Genomic DNA, 21,859 nt, shown 5'->3' on the forward strand with positions numbered 1-21,859 from the left:
GTCGAATCTATTCCGGAGCGACAGGTGTCGCGGTGGTCCGCGGCGGGTTCGGCGGCCGACTTACGCGTCGTTCGGTCGGTCGCCGAACGCCAGCGACGAGGGGGCGGCGTCGGTGACGGCCACGTCGTACGGGTCGACGGCGTCGTCGCCGACGTGCCACGTCGCGCCGTCGGGGGCGTCGACGGGGACGGGGTCGGCGGAGAAGTTCGCCACCCACGTCAGACCGCCTCGGTTGGCGAGCCGAACCCCCGCGGGGAGCGGGTCGGTCGTCTCGACGCCCGCGCGGTCGAGCACGTCGCCCACGAGCGTCCGCGCGAGTTCCTCGCCCGGCCACGTGCCGACGTAGGTGGCCGCCCCCTCGCCGACCGCGTTCCGGACGACGGCCGCCTCGCCGTCCGCGCGCCCGCCGTCGTAGCGGGCCACCACCTCGGCGCCGTCGTCGGCCGGCGACAGCCACTCGTTCCAGACGCGGGCGTCGAACCGCTCGCCGTCGACGACGACGCCGCTCTCCAGCGAGTCGGGGACGCTCTCGTGGTCGTCCACCGTCGCGCCCACCAGCGTCGCGAGCGGCCCGGGCTGGGGGGCGTCGTGGAGCTTGTTGTACGGGTCCTTCACGCCCGAGCGCATCCCGACGAGGAGTTCGCCGCCGCCCTCGACGTACGACCCGAGCGCGTCGGCGAGGTCGTCGTCCGCGAGATAGAGGGAGGGGGCGACCGCCGCGTCGTACCCCGAGAGGTCGGCGGTCGGCCGCACCACGTCGACGCCGACGGACCGCTCGCGGAGCGCGGCGTAGTACGTCTCGACGTGGAGCCAGTAGTCGAAGTCGGGCGTCATCGGCTCGATTCCCAGCGCCCAGAGGTCGTCGTAGCTGTGCAGCAGCGCCACGTCCGCGTCCGGCACGGCGAGCGACTCCCCGTCGTCGGCGTCCCGTTCGCCCCCGATATCGTCGAACTCCGCGGCCGCGTCGCTCGCGTCGTGGTAGCCCGCGTCGGGTTCGCCGTCGCGTTCGAGCAGGCCCGCGTGGTACTGCTCTTGGCCAGTCAGACACCGCCGCCACCGGAAGTAGCTCACCACGTCCGCGCCGTGGGCGGCCGCGTACTGCGCCCACAGCCGCATCGCCCCCGCCGCGGGCTGTGGCGAGTAGGGCGGCCAGTTGATGTCGCCGGGCTGCTGTTCCATCACCCAGAACGGCTCGCCGGTCGCGCTCCGGTAGAGGTCGTGGTCGAGTCCCAGGTTGTCGGGGTTGCCCGCGCGGTACTCCGCCTCCGAGACGTGCTCGCGGCGCTCCTGGACGTGCCCCGTCGGGTAGGAGTCCCACGACGCGAAGTCGAGGTCCGCACAGACGTCGTACGCGTCGAGTTCGCCGTAGTGGGACATGAAGTTGTGCGTGACGAACCAGTCGTCGTCCGCCTCCCGCAGGAGGCGGGTCTGGATGCGGTTGTACTCGACGGCGGAGTCGCTACAGAACCGGTAGTAGTCGAGCAGCCGCGAGGGGTGGTGGTCGGCGGCGGTGTGCCGCGGCGGGTCCGCCTGCGCGAACGAGTTCAGCTCCTGACTCCAGAACGCGGTCCCCCACCGCCCGTTGAGCGTCTCCACGTCGCCGTACGTCTCGCGGAGCCAGCCCCGGAACGCGCTCGCGCAGTCGTCACAGTAACACCGGAGCGTGCCGTGACAGCCGTACTCGTTGTCGGTCTGCCAGCCCGCGACCGCGGGGTGGTCCGCGAAGCGTTCGGCGAGAGCGCCGACGATACGACGGGTCTCCCGCCGGTAGGTGGGGGAGTTGAAACAGTAGTGCCGGCGGCCGCCGTACTGGCGGGTCGTCCCGTCGGCCTCCGCCTGGAGGATGTCGGGGTGTTCGTCGACGAGCCACTTCGGCGGCGCCGCAGTCGGCGTACACAGCACCGCCTGCATGCCGTACTCGCCGACCAGGTCGACCGCGCGTTCGAGCCAGTCGAACTCGAACTCGCCGGGTTCGGGTTCGAACCGCGACCACGCGAACTCGCCCATGCGGACGTACTCGATGCCCGCCTCCGCCATCCGCTCGACGTCCGCCTCGGCTCGCTCGGCCGGCCAGTGCTCCGGGAAGTAACAGACTCCGACGTTCACGCGTGGAGGTCACCCCGGACCGCCGTAAGTCGATCGGTGGTCGACGGCGCGCGACCCCGTCGGCGTCCCGCGGGTCCGGGTCGGCTCGCCCCCGCGGCGGCGTCCCCGTCTCGGCTCGGAGTCGGACGCGGGAGCCGGGGCGGGCTCACTGGTCGGGTCCCGGCTGGACGTACTGCTCGTAGCTGATGTCCGTCTCGCTCGTCTTGGTCTTGATCGACTCACTCGTCTTCGGGTCGAACAGGTAGAGGTCCTCCTCGTCGAAGCCGAACGCGACGGTCACGCCCTCCTCGGGGTGGATCTCGCTTTCGATGCGCGCGGTCAGGTCGACGTCGCCCATCCGGGCGTACAGGAAGTTCTCGTTGCCCATCTCCTCGACGACGGTCACCTCGCTGGGCATCGCCCCGTCGACCTCCGGCCGGAGGTCCTCGGGCCTGACGCCGACGCGGACGCGGTCGTACCCCTCGACCAGCGAGGGGTCGTCGAGCGCGTACTCGAACCCGCCGGGACCGGTGAGCAGCCCCCCGTCGACGTCCGCGGTGAACGCGTTGATGCTGGGGCTGCCGATGAACCCCGCGACGAACTCGTTTGCGGGCGAGCGGTACACGTCGCTCGGCGTTCCCACCTGCTGGAGTTCGCCGCCCTCCAGGATGACGATCCGGTCGCCCATCGCCATCGCCTCCGTCTGGTCGTGGGTGACGTACGCCGTCGTCACGCCGAGTTCCGACTGGAGCTCCTGTAGCTCGGTACGCATCGTCGACCGGAGCTTCGCGTCCAGGTTGGAGAGCGGTTCGTCCATCAGGAACACCTCGGGGTCGCGGATGATCGCGCGGCCGAGCGCGACCCGCTGCTGTTGGCCGCCCGAGAGTTCGCGCGGCTTCTGTTCGAGCAGCGTGTCGATGCCGAGCAGACCCGCTATCTCCTCGACGCGGGCGTCTATCTCGTCGCTCGACTGCTTGGTCGACAGCCGCAGCGGGAAACCGATGTTCTTCCGGACCGTCATGTGGGGGTACAGCGCGTAGTTCTGGAACACCATCGCCACGTCGCGTTCGCGCGCCCGCCGGTCGGTCACGTCGCGGCCGTCGAACTCGATGGTCCCCGAGGTGACGTCCTCCAGTCCGGCGATACACCGGAGCGTCGTCGTCTTCCCACAGCCGCTGGGGCCGACGAACACGAGGAACTCCCCGTCCTCGACCGTCAAGTCGAGGTCGTCGACCGCGACTATCTCACCGTTCTCGTCGCCGAACACCTTGCGAAGTTTCGTGATGTCGATTGTTGCCATTCGTGGTCACCTACTGTTTGACCGACCCCGAGAGGATGCCCTTGATGAAGTACTGCTGCATCGTCAGGAAGACGACGAAGATGGGCGTCACCGCCAACGACGTCGCCACCATGATCTGGTCGAAGTACACCCGCTGTTGGCCGACCAGTTCGGCCAGCGCGAGCGGGATCGTGTACATCTGCGGGTCCTGCAGGATCACCAGCGGGTAGAGGAACGCCTGCCACTGGTTCAAAAACAGGATGATCGACAGCGCCGCCAGCGACGGTAGCATCGTCGGCAGCGCGATCTTGTAGTACAGCTGGAACTCCGTGGCGCCGTCCATCCGCGCGGATTCGAGCAGCGATTCGGGGATCGCCTGCATGTTCTGGCGCATCAGGAAGATCCCCAGCGGGTTCGCCGCCCACGGCAAGATCACGGCGAGATACGAGTTCGTCCACCCGATCTGCACCATCAGCAGGAACAGCGGGATGATCAACAGCTGGATCGGCAACACCAGCGTCGCGAGGATGAAGTAGAACAGCGGCTCCTTGAACCGGAACTCGTACTTCGCGAACGCGAAGCCGGCCATCGAACACAGCACCAGCGACAGCGCGGTGTACGCCACCGCGATGATGATGCTGTTGCCGATGCTGTTGAGGAAGTCGACGTTCTCCTGGAGCGCCTGGAAGTTGTCGAACCACTGGAGCCCCGGGATCAGCCGCGGCGGCCAACTGAAGAACTCCGACTGCGGGATGGTCGCGGCGACGATCATCCAGTACAGCGGGATCAACACGAGGACGACGATCACCATCAGGAAGATGTACGCGCCGAAGCGCCACAGCGCCTCGTTGCGCTCCTCCTCACGCATCCTGGTCACCCCCGTAGTGGATCTGGACGATGGACATCGCGCTCACGATGAGCACGAGGATGACCGAGACGGCGCTTGCGTACCCCAGGTTGAGCTGGAGGAACGCCTGGTTGTAGATGTACTGCACGATGGTTATTGTCGCGTTCGACGGGCCGCCGCCGGTGATCACGTACGGCTCCGAGAAGATCTGGAACGTCCCGATCGTCGACGAGACGACGACGAACAGCAGCACCGGCCGAAGCTGCGGGAGCGTGACGTAGCGGAACTTCTGCCAGCGGCTCGCGCCGTCGATCTCGGCGGCCTCGTACAACTGCTGCGGGACGGTCTGGAGCCCCGCCAGCAGGATGATCATGTTGTAGCCGAGCCAGCGCCACGTGACCGCGATCACGAGCGTTATCCGCGCGCCCCACGCGCTACCGAGCCACGCGACCGGCGAGAGCCCGAGTTGGACGAGCGCGTAGTTGATCAGCCCGACCTGGTCGTTGAACAGCAGCAGGAAGATGGTCGAGTACGCGACCAGCCCGGTGGCGACGGGCAGGGCGATGAGCGTCCGGAACAGCCCCTTCGCGCGGATGAACTTCGAGTCCAACACGAGCGCCGTCGCCAGCCCCAGGCCCACCATCAACGGCACCTGCACCAGGAAGATGAACGAGGTGTTGAACAGCGACGTGTGGAACAGCGAGTCGCGGAATATCAGCCGCTCGTAGTGGGAGAGCCCCACGAACTCCAGGTTCGCGATCGCGGGGATCGAGACCGTCAGCGGCCCCGCTTGGATCTGGAGCAGGATGTCGTTCGAGACCCCGACGTAGTTGAAAAATGACAGGTACAGCGTGTACAGCGTCGGGAACAGCAGGAAGACCCCGAACAGGATGAAGAACGGCGAGATGTACGCGTACGGCAGCCCCGGGATCGTGGGGACGTTGTCCGAGATGCCCTGCCGGGTGTAGCGGACCTGGTCGGAGAGCTGTCGGTACGCGGTCGACGAGCGGACGCGCGACTGGATGGCGGCGAGCACCATCCGCCGGTTACCCCCGCCTCCGGTCGGGGTCCGCGGACCCGGCTGGGTCGCGGGTCGGCTCCGTCGCTCGGGCGGTACGGGTTCGGCCGTCGCGTCGTCCGCGGCGGTGGTCGGCCGTCCCGGAACGGGGGCCGGCCCGCCGTCGCGGCCGTGGCGTGGTGGTCGGGTGTGGGGTGGGGCGTGTCATGAGGTCGGTGTCGTGAACACGGTGTTCGGGAGCGGTTGACGGGTCACCGTCGGCTCAGGCGACTTCCCGGTCGGTCCGGTCGGCGACGGTCTCGGCGGCGTCCTCCATCGCCCGCTGGGGGGACTTGTCGCCGTCGAGCATGTTGCCGAGTTCCGTCTCGATGGCGTCCTGCACCTCGGGAGTGTCGGTGGTGTAGTTGTACGGTTCGATCTCCTGTGCCACCTCGGCGAACAGGCCGAAGACGGGCTGGCCGCCGTAGAACTCCTGTTCTTGGTCGTAGATGTCGGCCTCGTACGCCGTCGTCAGCGACGGGAACAGCCCGTAGTCTTCGAGCATCCGGTTCTGTGCCTCGGGGGTCGTCATCGCCCACAGGCAGTAGTCGTACGCCCGGTTGACGACCGCGTCGTCGTCGATCTGTGAGGGGATCGCCATGTTCGACCCGCCGCGGTTCGACGCCCGGGTGCCGCCCTCCTCGAACGCCGGAAGCTTGTACACCCCCCAGTTGCCCGACGTGTCGGGCAGTTCCGCCCGTAGGGTGCCGTCCATCCACGCCGCGGTCGCGACCGACGCGAGCGTCCCCTCGGCGAACGCGGTGAACCAGCCGCCCGACCACGTCTCGATGCGGGTCGTGATGCCCGCGTCCTGCATGTCCATCATCAGTTGGGCGACGGCGACGCTGTCCTCGCTCCCGACGGCGACGGCGCCGTCGTCGGTGAACGCCTGCCCGCCCCGCTGGCGGATGAGCATCCGCCAGAGCTGCGCCATGTCCTGCGTCGGGAGGTTGATCATCGCCACGTCGTCGGGGAGCTGCGAGCCGGCCTCGATGAACGCGTCCCACGTGGTGAGGCTCTCGGGGTCGATGCCCGCCTCCTCGTAGCGGTCGCGCTTGTAGAAGACGCCCGTCGGGCCGATGTCCCACGGGATGGCGTAGTAGGAGTCCTCGTAGCTGACCGTCTGCCACTTCCCCTCGACGATGTCCTCGGTGATGCCCGCCTCCTCGATGCGGGAGGTGAGGTCCGTCAGGCCGTCGATGCTCGCGTAGTTGGTCACGTCGTAGTTCTGGACCACCGAGAAGTCGGGCGCGCCGCTCCCGCTGGTGACGGCCGTCTGGAACCGCTGTTCCCAGGCGTCGCCGCCGAGTTCCTCGACGGTGACCTCCGCGTCCGCCTCCTCGTTGTACGTCTCGGCGGCGTCTTGGAGCGCCCGGGCCGCGATGTTCCACCCCCAGCCGTTTGCGGCCGACGCCATCTGTGAGCCGGACCCGCCGTCGGTCCCGGTTCCGCCGTCGCCGGTGCCGCCGTCGCCGGTACCGCCGTCGCCGGTACCGCCGTCTCCACTGTCGCCGTCCCCGTTCCCGTCGCCCCCGCCGGTGCTGACACTGCAGCCCGCGAGGCTCGCTGTCCCCGCGACTCCGAGTGCTTGGAGGAACTGTCGACGGCGCGCGTCCGGATCGGTAGGCTTCGCCATGATCCTCTGTGAGTCTATTACAATCGTATATGAAGGTATCGGTCGTCCGTTCCCCTCGACCGTCGCCGATCGGCCGCAGGCAGGGCGGCCCGCACGTCGAGAGCCGTCGAACGACCGGGTGCCGACGCCCGACGGGCGGGGGGTCGGGACCGCTCAGGCCAGGTCGAGAACCGACGCCACCGCCGCGTCGGGGTCGCCCGTCGGGGAGAACTCACAGCCCACGTAGCCGTCGTACCCCGCGTCGTCGAGCGCCTCGAACACGTTCGCGTAGTTCAACTCTCCCGTCCCCGGTTCGTGCCGGCCGGGCACGTCCGCGACGTGGACGTGCGCCACGTCGTCGACGTTCCCGGTCACGGTCTGGATGACGTTCCCCTCCGTCACCTGCTGGTGGTAGACGTCGTAGAGGAGTCCGACGCTCGGCGAGTCGACTTCGTCGACGATGGCGAACCCCTCGTCGCTGGTCTCCAGGTAGTTGTCGGGGTGGTCGACCGCCCGGTTCAGCGGTTCGAGCGCTATCGTGACGCCCGCCTCCTCGGCGTCGGGCGCGACGCGCGAGAGGGCGTCCACGATGGCGTCGTGTTGGGCGTCGTCGTCGACGCCCGCCTGGTCGGGACCGCTCGTCGCGATCAGGGTCGGAATCCCCCGGTCGGCCGCCGTCCGGATCGACTCGCGGACCGTCTCGACCGCCTCGTCGGTGCCGTCGGGGTCGGTCAGCGTCCCCCCCGCGACACAGCCCGCCACGTCGACGCCCGCCTCGTCGGCCGCCGCCGCGACGGCGTCGAGGTCCTTCTCGCGCCAGCCCCAGAACTCCACGGCGTCGACGCCCGCCTCGCCGGCGCGGCGGACCCGCGCCTCGAACGGGTCGTCGTCGTACACCATCTCGACGCAGACCGACAGTCGCACCATCAGTCGTCACCCGACGACGTCGGCGCCGGCGAGAGGTCGCCCGAGTCGAGCATCGACTGGAGCGGGTTGTCGTCGATGTCGAGCGGGAGGTCGACCCGACCGCGGCGGCGCGACGACTCCCAGGCGGCGAAGATGAGTTCGGTCGCCCGGAGCGCGTTGTCCGAGCCGAGTTCGGGTTCGTCGCCCTCCCGGAGACACCGGACGTTCTCCGCGAGCGCGCGGTCGATGAACTCCCAGCCGTGGAGTCCGTCGTCCGTCTCGACCGTCTCCCACCCCTCGCCGTCGCGGCGGATGCGGAGCGGCGGGAGCTCCTCCCCTTCGTCGTGGGCGCCCACCTCGATGACGCCGTCGCTCCCGACCAGACGGTTGTGACACGCGACCGCCGCGGTGGGTCCGCCCCCGCCGCCGAAGTCGCTGTCGGAGGTGCCGACGCCGTGGACGCCGCTGTCGTACTCCCAGTGGACGACCGCCTGGTTCTCGTTGTGCGTCCCGAACAGGACGTTCTCCTCGGAGTAGTCGATCTGTGCCAACACCCACTTCGCCGGCGACTCGTCGGCGAAGTAGTTACAGAGGTCGAACGAGTGGCTCCCGTAGTCGAACAGGCCCACGGGCGCCGCGAACTCGACGCGTTCGAGGTCGCCGATCTCGCCGTCGTCGAGCAGTTGCTTCGCGGTCCGGACCGCGTCGCTGAACCGTCGCTGGTGGTTGATCGTGAGTTGGACGCCGTGGCGGTCCGCCGCCTCCGCCATCGCCCGCGCGTCGCCGTAGGTGTCGGCCATCGGCTTCTCGCAGTGGACCGCCTGCACGACGCCGCTCTCGATGCAGTCGACGGTGATGTCGGCGTGGACCGCGGGCGGCACGCAGACCGAGACGATGTCGGGTTCGACGGCCGACAGCATCGCGCCGTACTCCTCGAACACCGCGTCGTCGCTCAGGCCGAACTCGTCGGCGAACGCCTCGGCGTTCTCGCGGACGATGTCGGCGCAGGCGACCAACTCGCAGTCGTCTAGCTTCTCGTACCCCGCCGCGTGGTGGTACGCCATCGCGTACCCGTCGCGTCCCGGGTCGTCTGGCTCGGTTCCGGTTCCCACGATGGCGACTGTGTACGTCACGTCCTCGGGTTCGGTCGTTAATATAAAATCCTTTCTGATACCCCGCCGGCCCGTTGGGTAACGGCTATACTCGCGCGACTGTACTGATCGATCATGAACAGCGTGTCCGTCGGCGAGCACGAACTCGAAGCGGGCGACGACCTGGTCGAACTCCGCGACAGCACCGACCTGCTCGGCGACCCGGGGGCGCTCCGGACGCGTCTGGCCGCCGACGGCTACCTCTACCTCCGGGGGTTCCACGACCCGGACCTCGTTCGCGCGGCGCGCCGCGACGTGTTGGAACACCTCGCCGAGGAGGGGGTACTCGACCCCGAGGAACCCGTCGAGGCGGGCGTCGTCCACCCCGACTACTTCGGCGGCGAGTTCGACATGAGCGCGGCGTCGTGGACCCACTACCCCAACCTGGAGGAACTCGCCGAGGGCGAACGGGTCATGGAGTTCTTCGCGGAGTTTCTCGACGCGAAGCCGCTCGCGCTCGACCGCAAACTCGGGCGCGCGAAGGCCACGGGCGAGTTCACCGGCTTTCACGTCGACCGGATATTCGTGGGCCGGGGGACGGAGCAACTGTACACCGTCTGGCGCCCCATCGGCGACTGCCCGCTCGAACAGGGACCGCTCGTGGTCTGTCCGGGGTCGCACCGACACGACCGCCTCCGCGAGACGTACGGCCGGATGGACGTCGACCGCGACGTGTTCGAGGCGCCGTTCTCGGAGGACCCCCACGACGTGATGGCGACCGTCGGCGGACCGCTCGCGACCACCGACTTCGCGGCGGGGGACGCGCTCGTCTTCGGGCCGTACCTGCTACACGGCTCGCTGTCGAACCGAACCGACCGGTTCCGGATCAGCGTCGACACCCGCTACCAGTCGGTCGAGGAACCCGTCGACGGTCGCTGGGTCGGCGCCGACCCCATCGGCCACTACGACTGGCCCTCGGACGACGAGACGCCGATGGCCGACCTCCGCGCGGAGTGGGGGCTGTAACCGGGACGCGTCGACTCGACCGGCCGGTCGGAACGGGTCCCGTCGGGAACGACCGATCCCCACCCGGAGTCCGGGGCCGACTTGGTCCACCCGAAAGAATAAGCGCGCGGGTGGGGAGTCGACGCACGATGCCAGACTGGACCGACCCGGAGGTCACCGGCCGAAACCGCCTCGAACCGCACGTCGACGTCATCCCGTACGCGGACCGCCGGACCGCCTCGGCCGGCGACCGCGCCGCCTCGCCGTGGGTCCGGTCGCTCGACGGCGCGTGGCGGTTCGACCTGGCGCCGACGCCCGGCGACGCGCCCGACGGGTTCGCCGACCCCGGGTTCGACGCCGACGGCTGGGACTCCATCCGCGTGCCGTCGAACTGGCAGACCGAGGGGTACGGCCACCCCCACTACACGAACGTCGTCTACCCGTTCCCGGTCGACCCGCCGAACGTGCCGACGGAGAACCCCACCGCCTCGTACCGCCGGTCGCTGTACGTCCCCGACGACTGGGACGGCCGGCGGGTCCGCCTCCACTTCGAGGGGGTCGACTCGGCGTTCCACCTCCGGGTCAACGGCGAGCGGGTCGGCTACAGCGAGGGGGCGCGCCTCCCCTCGGAGTTCGACGTGACCGAGTACCTCGACCCCGGCGAGAACACCGTCGCTCTCCGCGTCTACAAGTGGACCAACGGGAGCTACCTCGAAGACCAGGACATGTGGTGGCTCAGCGGCGTCTTCCGGGACGTGTACGCGTACGCCCTCCCGACGACCCACGTCGCCGACGTCGACGTTCGGACCGAACTGGACGACGACTACCGCGACGCCCGCCTCGCCGCGAGCGTCGACGTTCACAACGCGGGCGACGACCCAGAGACCGTCACCGTCGACGCCGAACTGTTCGACCCCGACGGCGACCCGGTTCCGCTCGGCGACGACGGGTCGTCGGTCGATGCGTCGGTCGCCGTCGACCCCGGAGCGACCGTCACCGTCGATATCGACACCGCCGTGTCCGACCCGGCGAAGTGGACGGCCGAGACGCCGAACCGCTACCGGCTCGCGGTCACGCTCTCGGAGAGCGACGCGAACGAGGGGGACGACGCCGACGGGAGCGCCGGGGCGGAGGACGGCGACGGCGACGTGAGCGCCGGGGCGGGCGACGCGGCCGACCCGGTGGTCGTCACCCAGCCGGTCGGCTTCCGCGAGGTCGAAATCGCAGGCGGGCAGTTGCTCGTCAACGGCGAGGCGGTCACGATCAGGGGGGTGAACCGCCACGACTTCCACGCCGACTACGGCCGCGCGGTGCCGCTGGAGACGATGCGCGAGGACGTCGAACTGATGAAGCGGCACAACCTCAACGCCGTGCGGACCGCCCACTACCCCAACGACAGCCGCTTTTACGACCTCTGTGACGAGTACGGGCTGTACGTCGTCGACGAGACGGACCTGGAGTGTCACGGGATGGGCGCGGCCGACCCGCCGTACCACATCAGCGACGACCCCGAGTGGGAGGCCGCGTACGTCGACCGGATGGTCCGAATGCTCGAACGCGACAAGAACCACCCCAGCGTCGTGGTCTGGTCGCTCGGCAACGAGTCGGGCTTCGGCGACAACCACCGCACGATGGCCGAGGTGACCCGCGAGCGCGACCCCACCCGCCCGCTCCACTACGAGGAGGACTACGACCAGGAGGTCGTCGACATCGTCGGGCCGATGTACCCGCCGTTGGAGCAACTCGAAGAGTGGGCCGAAGCGGACGACCCCGAGTGTCCGGTGATCCCCTGTGAGTACGCCCACGCCATGGGGAACGGGCCGGGCAGCCTCCGCGACTACTGGGACCTGTTCGACGAACACGACCGCCTCCAGGGCGGGTTCGTCTGGGACTGGATCGACCAGGGCCTCCGGCAGTACGACGACGTCGGCGAGGAGTGGTTCGCCTACGGCGGCGACTTCGGCGACGAACCCAACGACGGCAACTTCAACATCAACGGCCTGGTGTTCCCCGACCGCGAGCCGTCGCCGGGCCTGGTCGAGTTGAAGAAAGTGGTCGAACCGGTCGTCCTCTCGGGCGACGCCGCCGACGGCGAACTCGCGGTCGAGAACCGCTACGACTTCCGCCGGTTGGACGCGGTCGACGCGACCTGGCGACTCCTCGTCGACGGTCGCTCCGTCGAGAGCGGGACGCTCGACCTCCCGTCGCTCGACGCGGGCGAAACCGGCGGCGTCGACCTCCCGTCGGCGCTCGACGGGGTCGGCTCGCTCGATTCGCCCGGCGGGTCCGACGCCGAGGGCGAACGCGTGCTCTCGGTCGACGTGTCGCTCGCGCGCGACACCGCGTGGGCAAAGCGGGGACACGTCGTCTCGACCGCCGAGTTCGCGCTCCCGGACGGGGACGAGGCGAACGACGGGACGGCCGCGCCGCCGACGCCGTCGACGGGGACGGCCGCGCCGCTGACGTGCGAGGAGACGGACGAGGGGGCCGTCGTCTCGGGCGACGGCTTCGAACTCGCGTTCGACGACACCGCGGGCGCCGTCGACTCGCTCGCCTACCGCGGGCGCGAGGTGGTCGAGTCCGGTCCCCGGGTGGGGCTGTGGCGCGCGCCGACCGACAACGACCGCGGACTGCCGCTGGCGCGGACGTTCCTCTCGACTGCGGTCGAGCGCCACCGCGCGGGGACGCCGCTCGACGCCGACGACGTGCGGACGGTCGGATTCGCACAGCTCTGGCGCGAGCACGGACTCGACGACCTGCGCCTCCGCGTCGACGATGTCGACCGCGAGGTGAGCGACGACGAGGTGCGGATCCGGGTCGAGGGTCGGCTCGCGCCGCCGATGTTCGCTCACGGGTTCGACGTCCGACAGGAGTACACCGTCGCCTCCGACGGGTCGGTCAGCGTCGACACCCGGCTGGAGCCGCAGGGCGACCTCTCGGTGTTGCCGTCGCTGCCGCGCGTGGGACTCGACCTCAGGCTCGGCGGCGCGTTCGACCGCGTGGCGTGGTACGGCCGCGGGCCGGGCGAGGCGTACGCCGACAGCAGCGAGGCCGCCCGACTCGGCCAGTACGAAGGGTCGGTCGACGAGCTCCACACGCCGTACGTCCGCCCGCAGGAGAACGGCAATCGGACGGACACGCGGTGGGCGACGTTCGCCGACGGCCGCGGCGTCGGCGTCCGCGTGCGCGGCGACGACCCGTTCGACTTCGCCGCACACCGCTACAGCACCGCCGACCTGGAGGCTGCGGCCCACCGGAACGAACTCCCGCGTCGGGACGGCGTCTGGGTGTCGCTCGACGCCGCCCACTGCGGGCTGGGGTCGAACAGTTGCGGGCCCGCGACGCTCCCCGAGTACCGCGTCCCGGTCGAACCGACGGGGTTCTCGTTCGAACTCCGACCGTTCGACTCGGAGTGAGGGGTCGCGGCGGGTCGGCCCGCGGCGCGGGTCGCGGGCGGAAATAATCCGCCGCGCTACCACTCGGCGATGCTGCCGTCGCCGTGCCGCCACACCGGGTTGTGCCAGTTGACGGTCTTCTCCGCCTGCTCGCGGACGTACTCCTCGTTGATCTCGATGCCGAGCCCCGGCGCGTCGGGCACCGAGACGTAGCCGTCCTCGTAGTCGAAGACGGTCGGGTCGTCGAGGTAGTCGGTCACGTCCGTCGTCTCGTTGTAGTGGATGTTGAGGCTCTGCTCTTGGATCAGCGCGTTCGGCGTGCACGCGTCGACCTGGATGCACGACGCGAGCGCGATCGGACCAAGCGGACAGTGGGGCGCGAGCGCGACGTCGTACGCCTCGGCCATCGTCGCTATCTTCCGGGTCTCGGTGATGCCGCCCGCGTGGCTCACGTCCGGTTGGATCACGTCGACCGCGCCGCTCTCGAACACCTGCTTGAAGTCCCACCGGGAGTACATCCGCTCGCCCGTCGCGATGGGGATGGTGGTGTGGGCCGCGATGTCCGGGAGCGCCTCGTTGTGTTCGGGGAGGACGGGCTCCTCGATGAACATGGGCTCGTGCGGTTCGAGCGCCTTCGCCAGCCGCTTCGCCATCGGCTTCGTCACCCGACCGTGGAAGTCGACGCCGATGTCAACCTCGTCGCCGACCGCCTCCCGCACCTCGCGGAGTCGGTCCACCGCGTCCTGGACGGTCCGGGGGTCGTCGACGCGCTCCAACTCCTCGGTCGCGTTCATCTTGAGCGCGGTGAAGCCCGCGTCGACCATCCCCTCGGCCTCGTCGGCCACCTCCGAGGGGCGGTCGCCGCCGATCCACTGGTAGACGCGGATCCGGTCGCGCGCCGCGCCGCCGAGCAGTTCGTACACCGGCACGCCGAGTCCCTTCCCCTTGAGGTCCCACAGCGCCTGGTCGATGCCGGCGATGGCGCTCATCAGGATCGGACCGCCGCGGTAGAAGCCGCCGCGGTACATCGTCCCCCAGTGGTCCTCGATGGGGTCGACCGGTTCGCCGACGAGGTAGTTGTCGAGCAGTTCCTCCACGGCGGTCCGGACGGTCCGCGACCGCCCCTCGACGACCGGCTCCCCCCACCCGACCAGCCCCTCGCTGGTTTCGAGTCGCAGGAACAGCCACCGCGGCGGCACCTCGAACAGTTCGTAGTCGACGATGCGGTTGGTCGTCATCGGCGCCGCCCCGCCGCCGCGACGGCAGCCGCGCCCGTACTCGCCCCCGCCGCTCGGTCCGAACGTACGCTCGCAGTCATGGTGTGCGTCGTCGTACAACGGCGACGGACCGTATAAACCCCCCGGGCCCGGAGTCGCGCCCCCGTCGCCCGCTCGGAGTCCCCGCGCCGCGCTCCCGTCCCCCGTGCCGCTCGGTTCAGAACCTATCAGATGGCTTTTATTCGGCAAGAGATGCCATCGTTCACCATCGGAGAACGGACGGTCGACCCCCTCGTCGTCTGCTGATCTCCGTTCATTATCACGATAGTTCATCGAAATTTCGGCCGGTCCCGTAGCGCCGGCGTTCACTATCGGTGAACAGCCTTTTGTTCCGGCCGCGCGTTACACTCGACCGATGAACGCAGACGGCGAACAGTTGGGGGTGAAGTCGACCGGGACGTGCTTCGGGCTACTCGAACGGGTCCGCGTCCGGGGCGGGGCCGGGATCAGCGAACTCGCGCGCGACACCGGCCTCTCGAAGAGCGCGGTCCACAAACACGTCCAGACGCTCTCGACGCTCGGCTTCCTCGTCCGGGAGGGGGACCGGTACCACCTCAGCTTCCGCTTTCTCGCGTTCGCCCGCCAGGCGCGCGACCGCCTCCCGTTCGCGAGAGTCGAATCGACCGTCCGCGACCTCGCGGAGACGACGGACCACACGACCGACTTTCTGGTCCGGGAGAACGACGCCGTCGTCTGCGCCGTCCAGACCCCGGCGGGAACGGGCGCGGGACCGGAACACGGCGAGGGGTCGGTCGTCCCGGCGCACGCCACCGCGGGCGGGAAAGCCGTCCTGGCGTACCTCGACGAGGCGGAACGCGACGCCCTCCTCGAACGTCGGGGGCTACCGCGGTACACCGAGAAGACGATAACCGACCGCGCGCGCCTGGAGGAGGAACTCCAGTCCGTACGCGACAGGCGCGTCGCGTTCGGCCGCGAGGAGTTCACGCCCGGCGTCCACGCCGTGGCGTCGCCGGTGTTAGGCACCGACGGCCGGCCGGTCGGGTCCGTCAGCGTCGTCGGCGACACCAGACAGATGTCCGGCAAGCGACTCGAAGAGGACGTGGTCGGGCTGGTGACCTCCGCCGCCAAGACCATCGAACGGGCGGTACGGACCGCCTGAACCGCTCAAGCGGCGGATCGGCACGTCACCTCCCCGCTCGTGTGACAAGAGTACCGCTGTAAAGATCGCCCACCCTCGACGACCGTTCCGACGCACCGTTCGGTCACGGCGGGTGCGGTCGAGTACGAGAGACGGTGTGACAGTACTCGACACCCGAACGGTTGTGAGTCTAATGTGATAGATACGGACTCCGTACAACTCCGTGACCCGTACGAGTACGGGTAAATCCGATGCGTACGAGGCGCTCCGCCCGGTGCGCCGGCGAAGTTGGCAGTCCCAGCATCGAGAGGCGTATTTCGAGTCGTCTCCGGGGATCCCTGTGCCGGTTCTCGACGCCCGATATCGGACCGATAGTTCCCCGTATACGTATTCGTTGATAGTATAATTATTTTCTTATATGTACGTGTGGCTGGTTGTCCCTGCGGCGGCCCGGAATCCGGATGAGGTGGTTCGGACGGCCGGGGGTCCCCCCGCCGCTCGGTCGCTCGGCGCGGACCGGAAACCTTCTTGCGGGGGCCGGACCAACCGCCGGTGTGGCAGTCCTCCAAGCCCTCCGGCGGTCACCCGGCGCGGTCGCCCGGGTGCCCGCGCTCGTCGTTCCCGCGGTACTCCTGTTCGCGCTCCAGTTCCCGCAACTGGCGCTCCAGTCGACGAACCCGCTCGTGGCGTCGCTCGTCTCGCTGGGCGCGTCGCTGCTCATGCTGGCCGCGCTCCCGTTCTTCCAGGCGGGGATGGTCGGGATGGCCGACGACGCGCTCGACGGCGACAGTTCGCTCGGGGCGTTCGTCGACTACGGGCGGTCGAACTACGTGCAGATGCTGGTCGCGTACCTGCTGGTGCTGGCGGTGAACCTCGTGTTGGGCGTCGTCGTCGCCGTCGTCGTCTTCGGCACCGTCCTGTTCGGCCTGGTACCCGTCGGACCGGTCGTGCTCGCCCTCGTCGCCGTCGTGGGGCTGGTCGCCGCGCTCGCGTACGTCGCGTTCGCGTTCGTCGTCCAGTTCTACGGACAGGCGGTCGTCCTCGAAGGCCGGTCGGGGGTCGACGCGCTCACGCGGAGCTACGGCGTCGTGCGCTCGAACCTCGCCGCGACGGCCGGCTACACGCTCGTCGCGTTCGTCGTCGGCGGCGGGATTGGCCTCCTCTTCGGCGGGCTGTCGCTCCTGACGACACCCGAGGCCGCGGCGGCGTACGGCCTCCCCGTGCTCTCGACGGGCGGCGTCGTCGCCGTCGCGGCGGTCCTGACGCTGGTCGGCGCCGTGGTCTCGACGTTCTTCGTCGTCTACTCCGTGGCGTTCTACCGGCAGGTCACGACCGAGGCGTCGCCGATGTCGACCGCGGCGCGGTGACGACCCGTCCCGCTCCCGGTGGCCGGGCGAGCGCGGCCCACACCCGGAGGAGATAAGGCACCCACCCCCCAGATCCGGTGTAGATGGTCGACCTTCCCCGGACGCTCCGTTCCGTCTACGCCGCGACGCTCCGCGAACGCGACGGGTCGTACGTCGTCGAAGTACCGAAACGAGAGGTCGAACACGGCTCCGTCTCGGCGGGCGACGTCTACCGGGTCGCGCTGATCGAGCAGGTCGCCGCCGCGGACGACCAGACCGACCCCGCGACCGCGTCCGACGGTCGAACCGACGCCCGCTCGAACGGCGCGCCCGAGTCCGCCGGCCGCTCGTCCGAGCCGTCGCCCCCCGAGCCGCCGGTGTCGGAGGGGGAGGTCCGCCGGGTGAGCGTCGAGTCGCTGGGCGACCAGGGCGACGGGATCGCGAAAGTCGAGCGCGGCTACGTGGTGATCGTCCCCGACGCCCACCCGGGCGACGAGCCGACGGTCCGGATCGACCGGACGAAGGAGAACGTCGCGTTCGCGAGCGTCGTCGACCGGGACGACCGGACGCCGTGACCCCGGGCCGGCCGGCGCGGCGAACCCCGGCTCCGCGGAGCCGGCGGTAGCGACGGACGGCCGCTCGTCGCCGCGTCCCGACTCGCGCGGAGCCACCCGCCCCGAACCGGGAACAGTCAACTACCCCGCCGCCGGAGGGGGCGGTATGGTCTCCGTCTCGGTACGGGTCGCGCTCGCGCTCGGCGCGCTCCAGGGCGTCCTCGAGTGGCTGCCGGTGTCGAGCGAGGGGAACGTCGCGCTCGTGTTGACCGTGCTGTTCGGGTTCTCGGCGGTCGACGCCGTCGGCCTCTCGCTGTTCCTCCACGCCGGGACGGCGCTCGCGGCCGGGGTCTACTACCGGGGGACGCTCGCCGACCTGCTCCGGTCGGTCCCCGACTGGCGGCCACGGACGGCGTTCGACGACCGGAACGCCGAGCTGTCGTTTCTCGCGGTCGGCACGCTCGTCTCCGGCGTCGTCGGCGTCGGCGCGTACGCGACGCTCGACTCGCTGGTCTCCGCGCTGACGGGCGGCGGCTTCGTCGCGGTGATCGGCGCGCTGCTGGTCGCGAGCGGGCTGTTCCAGCGGCTGGTCGGCGCCGACGCGCTCGGCCGCCGGACGGAGCCGGGACCGCTCGACGCGGTGCTCGTCGGCGTCCTCCAGGGGATCGCCGTCCTCCCCGGCGTCTCGCGGTCGGGCGCGACGACGGGCGGGCTGCTCCTCCGCGGGCACGACGGCGGCGAGGCGTTCCGGCTCTCGTTTCTCCTGTCGATCCCGGCGGCGCTCGGCGCGGGCGGACTCGCGGTCGTCGAGGCGGGCGGGCCGCCGTCGCTCGCGCCCGTCCCGGCGCTCGCCGCGCTCGGCGCGAGCGCGCTCGTCGGGCTGGCGACCATCGACGCCCTGCTCCGGGTCGTCGAGCGGCTGCCGTTCTGGGCGGTCTGCGTCGGACTCGGTGGGGTCGCCCTCCTCGGAGCGGGGCTACTCCTCCCGTGAGTCGCGACCCGCCCCGGACTCGCTCACCGGCCGGGGACGCGAGCCACGGTCGGGAGCTATGCCGGCTGGTCGCCGTCGTCGACATGCCGCTCGCGGGGCGGATCCTCGGCGGGTGAGCCCCGTCCGCCCACCGGGTTCGTATCCACCCGCGACGCGTTCGGCGCGCCGTCCGGCACGGACGCGACCGGTCAGTCGGCCGCCGACGGGTCGTCGACGGCCGCCGCGACGCCGGTGACCTCGAACCGCGCCCCGCCGTCGCCGTCCACGAGTTCGACCGTCCAGCCGTGGGCGTCGGCGACCTGTTCGACGATGTGGAGTCCGAACCCGGTGCCGTCACACGACGTGGTGTAGCCCGCCTCGAACACCGACCCGCGCTCGTCGGCCGGGACGCCCGGCCCGTCGTCTTCGACGTAGAACCCGTCGGTCAGGTCGCCGACCTCGACCCGGACGCCGTCGCCGCCGTGTTCGACCGCGTTGCGGAACAGGTTCTCGAACACCTGCTGGAGGCGGCTCCGGTCGGCCCGTATCGCCCCCGTGCTCGCGGCGTCGAGCGTCGCCGCTCCGGTCTCGACGGTGTCCCAGCAGTCGCGGGCCACCGTCGCGAGGTCGACCGACTCCACCTCCCGGACCGCCTCGCCCTCGCGGGCGGTCGCGAGCAGGTCCTCGGTCAGCGCCCCCATCCGGTCGAGCGCGCGCGCGACGGCTCCGAGGTGCTCGTCGTCGCGGTCCTCGCGTGCGAGTGCGAGCCGACCCTGTGCGACGTTCAGCGGGTTGCGCAGGTCGTGGCTGACGACGCTGACGAACCCGTCGAGTCGGTCGTTCTGCCGGGTGAGTTCCGACTCGCGCGCGCGGAGTTGGTCCGTCCGCCGCACCTGTTCGAGTGCGGCGGCGACGTTACCCGCCAGGATCTCCCCGAGCGCGACGTCCCGTTGGTCGAACGCGTCGGGCACCGTCGACCCGGCGAGCAGGATGCCCTCGTCGCGAACCGGGAGGTAGAGTTCGCTCCGGACGGCCGTGTCGGGGTTGTGGACGTCCGCGTCGGCGTGGACGTCGTCGACCGTCCGCGCCTCCCCCCGCTCGTAGACGCGCCAGGCGATGCTGTCGTCGCCCGTGAACGTCGGCAGGTCGCCGACGAGGTCGCGCGCGGCGTCCGTGCTCGCGACCGGCGGCAGCCCCTCCCGTTCCTCGTCGCGGAGGTGGATCGCGTTCACCCCGTGACCCAGGATGTCGCGGGCGGCCTCGACGGCGATGCGGCCGATCGCCTCGCGGCTCTCGGCGGCCACGAGTTCCTGGGTGGTCCGGTTGAGCGCCTGGAGCCGTCGCTCGTACTCCGCCCGGTCGGTGACGTCGCGGTACGTCCAGAGCCGCCCGGTCCCGTCGGGCAGGTCGAACGGCTCGTGACTCCACGCGAGCGTCCGGCCGTCCCGGAGGCGGAGTTCGTTCTCCCGGACGGAGGCGTTCTCCGCGACGGTCCGTTCGGCGTCGGCGACGAACCCCTCGGGGTCGACGAACAGGTCGCTCGCGGCGTCCCTCAGGCGTCGGCAGTCGGCGCCGACGAGCCTCGCCGCGTCGGAGACGCCGAACAGGCGGTCGAGTTGCTGGTTGGTCGCGAGCGCGGTCCGCGACCCGTCCTCCGCGAGCACGCCGACCGGCAGGGTGTCGAACAGCGTCGACAACACCGCGTTCGTCCGTTCGAGTTCGCGCTTCCGTCGCCGCTGCTCGGTGGTCTCGCGCGCCGAGACGATGACCGAGACCACCTCCCCGTCGTCGGCGGCGACCGGTCGGAACACCCCCTCGACGATACAGAGGTCGCCGTCGCCGGACAGGTCGATCTCGAAGGGGACGTACTCGCCGTCCGCGGCGCGCTCAACCCGCCGTCGGATCTCGTCGGCGACGACGGCCGACGAGTCGAACCACGGCAGTTCCCAGACGGGCGCGCCGACCACCTCCTCGCGGGGGAGGTCGAGACAGTCCATCGCCGTTCGGTTGAGGTCGAGGACGGTTCCGTCGGTGTCGACGACCCCGACGCGGTTGTCCGGGTCGTCGAACACCGCGTCGTACCGCCGCTCCTTCCGCCGGAGTTCGACCTCGAGTTCCTTCCGCTCGGTGACGTCCCGCGAGATGCCGACCGCTCGGAGACCGTTGCGGTCGTCGGCGTCCGACTCCGTCGACCCCTTCACGTGGACGTGCGCGTGTATCCACCGGCACTCCCCCCGCTCGGGGTTCGTCCGGTACTCGATGTCGCCGCGCTCGCGGTCGCCGTCGATCAGTTCGCGGTGGAACCGCCGGAACGCCGGGCGGTCGTCCGGGTGGACCGCGTGCTCGCAGTGGTCCTCCCACGTCGGCAGGTCCTCGGGCGCGAACGCGAAGGCGCGCTCGTACCTCCCGTGGCGCACCACCTCGCCGGTCTCGAAGTCGACCTCGAAGGCGATCGAGTCTGTCCGGTCGAGCGCGAGTGCCATCCGCTCGCGCGCCCGTTCGGCCTCCCGCTCCCGGTCGCTGCGTTCGGTCACGTCGAGCGCCAGCCCGACCACCGCCCGCTCGTCGCCCTCGACGGAGTCGGACGGCGACAGTCGGGGGCGGAGCACGCGCCGCCGACCGTCGGAGTCGACCGTCTCCATCTCGGCCGTCCGCTCGGGTTCGCCGGAGTCGAGCACGTCCGCCACGTCCGCGCGGACCCGGCGTGCTGTCGCGTCGTCGAACGCGTCCGCGACGGACGACCCCTCCAGGTCGGCGACGGTCGCGCCGTGAACGTCGGCGAGCGCCTCGTTCGCCAGCAGGAACCGCCCGGACTCGTCGACGACGGACAGCGGGTGCGGGACGGCGTCGACTACCTCCCGGAGGCGTCGTTCGCTCCGCTCGACCGACCGCCGCGAGCGGCCGTGGTCGACGGCGTCGGTCAGCCGGTTCGCCAACGCGGCGTGCTGGTCGGCGTCGGACTCCTTCCGGAGGTAGTCGGTCACGCCCGCCGAGATCGCCTCGCTCGCCACCGCCTCGCTCCCCGTCCCGGTGAGGAGGACGAACGGGAGGTCGGGGTACTCCGCGCGGACCGCCCGGAGGAACTCGATCCCGTCCCGGCCGGGCAGACCGTACTCGGCGACGACGCAGTCGAACTCGGCGGCGCCGAGCCTGTCGAGACCGGCGGCCGCGCTCGTCGCCGTCTCAACGGCGAGCCGGTCGTCCTCGCGTTCGAGCAGCCGCGCGGTCAGTTCGGCGAAGTCGGCGTCGTCGTCGACGTGGAGGACGCGGACCGGCGCCGAACGGTTGGTCATGACTCGTTCGGATGGAGGAACTGGTAATAACCGTTCGGCT

The 21,859-nt window shown here is 70.4% G+C and carries 15 protein-coding genes; 6 read left to right on the forward strand and 9 right to left on the reverse strand.

From position 1 onward, the window contains the following. Positions 1-60: 60 nt before the first annotated feature. From K933_RS16055 to K933_RS16085, 7 genes are all read right to left on the reverse strand, one after another. Positions 61-2,106, reverse strand: coding sequence for a beta-galactosidase (locus K933_RS16055; RefSeq protein ID WP_023395806.1), 2,046 nt, complete (start codon positions 2,104-2,106; stop codon positions 61-63). Positions 2,107-2,251: 145 nt separating this feature from the next. Then, positions 2,252-3,385 (reverse strand): ABC transporter ATP-binding protein, encoded by a 1,134-nt coding sequence (locus K933_RS16060; protein WP_023395807.1) that lies wholly within the window; start codon positions 3,383-3,385, stop codon positions 2,252-2,254. Between the two features lie 10 nt (positions 3,386-3,395). Beyond that, a complete protein-coding gene (locus K933_RS16065; protein ID WP_023395808.1) occupies positions 3,396-4,232 on the reverse strand; it encodes a carbohydrate ABC transporter permease in 837 nt (278 codons plus the stop codon). Continuing rightward, entirely contained in the window at positions 4,225-5,250 is a 1,026-nt protein-coding gene (locus K933_RS16070; RefSeq protein WP_023395809.1) for a carbohydrate ABC transporter permease, read from the reverse strand. The genes K933_RS16065 and K933_RS16070 overlap by 8 nt, the downstream gene beginning before the upstream one ends. 241 nt (positions 5,251-5,491) lie before the next feature. Next, a complete protein-coding gene (locus K933_RS16075) occupies positions 5,492-6,904 on the reverse strand; it encodes an extracellular solute-binding protein (protein WP_023395810.1) in 1,413 nt (470 codons plus the stop codon). A 153-nt stretch (positions 6,905-7,057) separates the two neighbouring features. Beyond that, entirely contained in the window at positions 7,058-7,810 is a 753-nt protein-coding gene (locus tag K933_RS16080) for a hydroxypyruvate isomerase family protein (protein WP_023395811.1), read from the reverse strand. Then, positions 7,810-8,922 (reverse strand): Gfo/Idh/MocA family protein, encoded by a 1,113-nt coding sequence (locus K933_RS16085; RefSeq protein ID WP_023395812.1) that lies wholly within the window; start codon positions 8,920-8,922, stop codon positions 7,810-7,812. Before K933_RS16085 ends, K933_RS16080 begins: the two co-directional genes overlap by 1 nt. 93 nt (positions 8,923-9,015) lie before the next feature. On the opposite strand from K933_RS16085, the gene K933_RS16090 reads away from it, so the two are divergent. Continuing rightward, complete coding sequence (locus tag K933_RS16090; protein ID WP_023395813.1) at positions 9,016-9,906, forward strand: phytanoyl-CoA dioxygenase family protein; 891 nt, start codon at positions 9,016-9,018, stop codon at positions 9,904-9,906. Between the two features lie 128 nt (positions 9,907-10,034). Then, entirely contained in the window at positions 10,035-13,301 is a 3,267-nt protein-coding gene (locus tag K933_RS16095) for a glycoside hydrolase family 2 TIM barrel-domain containing protein (protein ID WP_023395814.1), read from the forward strand. Positions 13,302-13,357: 56 nt separating this feature from the next. Here K933_RS16095 and dgoD read toward each other — a convergent pair whose 3' ends face one another. Next, positions 13,358-14,518 carry a galactonate dehydratase gene (dgoD, locus tag K933_RS16100; protein WP_023395815.1) on the reverse strand — a complete coding sequence of 387 codons (1,161 nt, stop codon included), beginning with the start codon at positions 14,516-14,518 and terminating at the stop codon, positions 13,358-13,360. A gap of 394 nt (positions 14,519-14,912) precedes the next feature. Between dgoD and K933_RS16105 the strand changes: the two genes are divergently transcribed. The 4 genes from K933_RS16105 (at position 14,913) to K933_RS16120 (ending at position 18,547) form a co-directional block, all read left to right on the forward strand. Beyond that, positions 14,913-15,677, forward strand: coding sequence for an IclR family transcriptional regulator (locus K933_RS16105; protein WP_023395816.1), 765 nt, complete (start codon positions 14,913-14,915; stop codon positions 15,675-15,677). 533 nt (positions 15,678-16,210) lie between these two features. Then, a complete protein-coding gene (locus K933_RS16110; RefSeq protein ID WP_049947954.1) occupies positions 16,211-17,023 on the forward strand; it encodes a DUF7847 domain-containing protein in 813 nt (270 codons plus the stop codon). An 83-nt stretch (positions 17,024-17,106) separates the two neighbouring features. Next, positions 17,107-17,577 (forward strand): TRAM domain-containing protein, encoded by a 471-nt coding sequence (locus K933_RS16115; protein WP_023395818.1) that lies wholly within the window; start codon positions 17,107-17,109, stop codon positions 17,575-17,577. Positions 17,578-17,722: 145 nt separating this feature from the next. Further along, positions 17,723-18,547 (forward strand): undecaprenyl-diphosphate phosphatase, encoded by an 825-nt coding sequence (locus K933_RS16120; protein ID WP_023395819.1) that lies wholly within the window; start codon positions 17,723-17,725, stop codon positions 18,545-18,547. Positions 18,548-18,735: 188 nt separating this feature from the next. Here K933_RS16120 and K933_RS16125 read toward each other — a convergent pair whose 3' ends face one another. Continuing rightward, entirely contained in the window at positions 18,736-21,819 is a 3,084-nt protein-coding gene (locus K933_RS16125) for a hybrid sensor histidine kinase/response regulator (RefSeq protein ID WP_023395820.1), read from the reverse strand. Between the last annotated feature and the right edge of the window lie 40 nt (positions 21,820-21,859).

Origin of the sequence: Candidatus Halobonum tyrrellensis G22 (assembly GCF_000495475.1) — an archaeon.
Taxonomy (GTDB): domain Archaea; phylum Halobacteriota; class Halobacteria; order Halobacteriales; family Haloferacaceae; genus Halobonum; species Halobonum tyrrellense.

What these genes read in the sequence shown, in the direction of transcription:
- K933_RS16125 (WP_023395820.1), bottom strand. Translation starts at nt 21,819, where the DNA reads ATGACCAACCGTTCGGCGCCGGTCCGCGTCCTCCACGTCGACGACGAC.
- K933_RS16070 (WP_023395809.1), bottom strand. Translation starts at nt 5,250, where the DNA reads ATGGTGCTCGCCGCCATCCAGTCGCGCGTCCGCTCGTCGACCGCGTAC.
- K933_RS16075 (WP_023395810.1), bottom strand. Translation starts at nt 6,904, where the DNA reads ATGGCGAAGCCTACCGATCCGGACGCGCGCCGTCGACAGTTCCTCCAA.
- K933_RS16090 (WP_023395813.1), top strand. Translation starts at nt 9,016, where the DNA reads ATGAACAGCGTGTCCGTCGGCGAGCACGAACTCGAAGCGGGCGACGAC.
- K933_RS16095 (WP_023395814.1), top strand. Translation starts at nt 10,035, where the DNA reads ATGCCAGACTGGACCGACCCGGAGGTCACCGGCCGAAACCGCCTCGAA.
- K933_RS16060 (WP_023395807.1), bottom strand. Translation starts at nt 3,385, where the DNA reads ATGGCAACAATCGACATCACGAAACTTCGCAAGGTGTTCGGCGACGAG.
- K933_RS16080 (WP_023395811.1), bottom strand. Translation starts at nt 7,810, where the DNA reads ATGGTGCGACTGTCGGTCTGCGTCGAGATGGTGTACGACGACGACCCG.
- K933_RS16120 (WP_023395819.1), top strand. Translation starts at nt 17,723, where the DNA reads ATGGTCTCCGTCTCGGTACGGGTCGCGCTCGCGCTCGGCGCGCTCCAG.
- dgoD (WP_023395815.1), bottom strand. Translation starts at nt 14,518, where the DNA reads ATGACGACCAACCGCATCGTCGACTACGAACTGTTCGAGGTGCCGCCG.
- K933_RS16115 (WP_023395818.1), top strand. Translation starts at nt 17,107, where the DNA reads ATGGTCGACCTTCCCCGGACGCTCCGTTCCGTCTACGCCGCGACGCTC.
- K933_RS16065 (WP_023395808.1), bottom strand. Translation starts at nt 4,232, where the DNA reads ATGCGTGAGGAGGAGCGCAACGAGGCGCTGTGGCGCTTCGGCGCGTAC.
- K933_RS16105 (WP_023395816.1), top strand. Translation starts at nt 14,913, where the DNA reads ATGAACGCAGACGGCGAACAGTTGGGGGTGAAGTCGACCGGGACGTGC.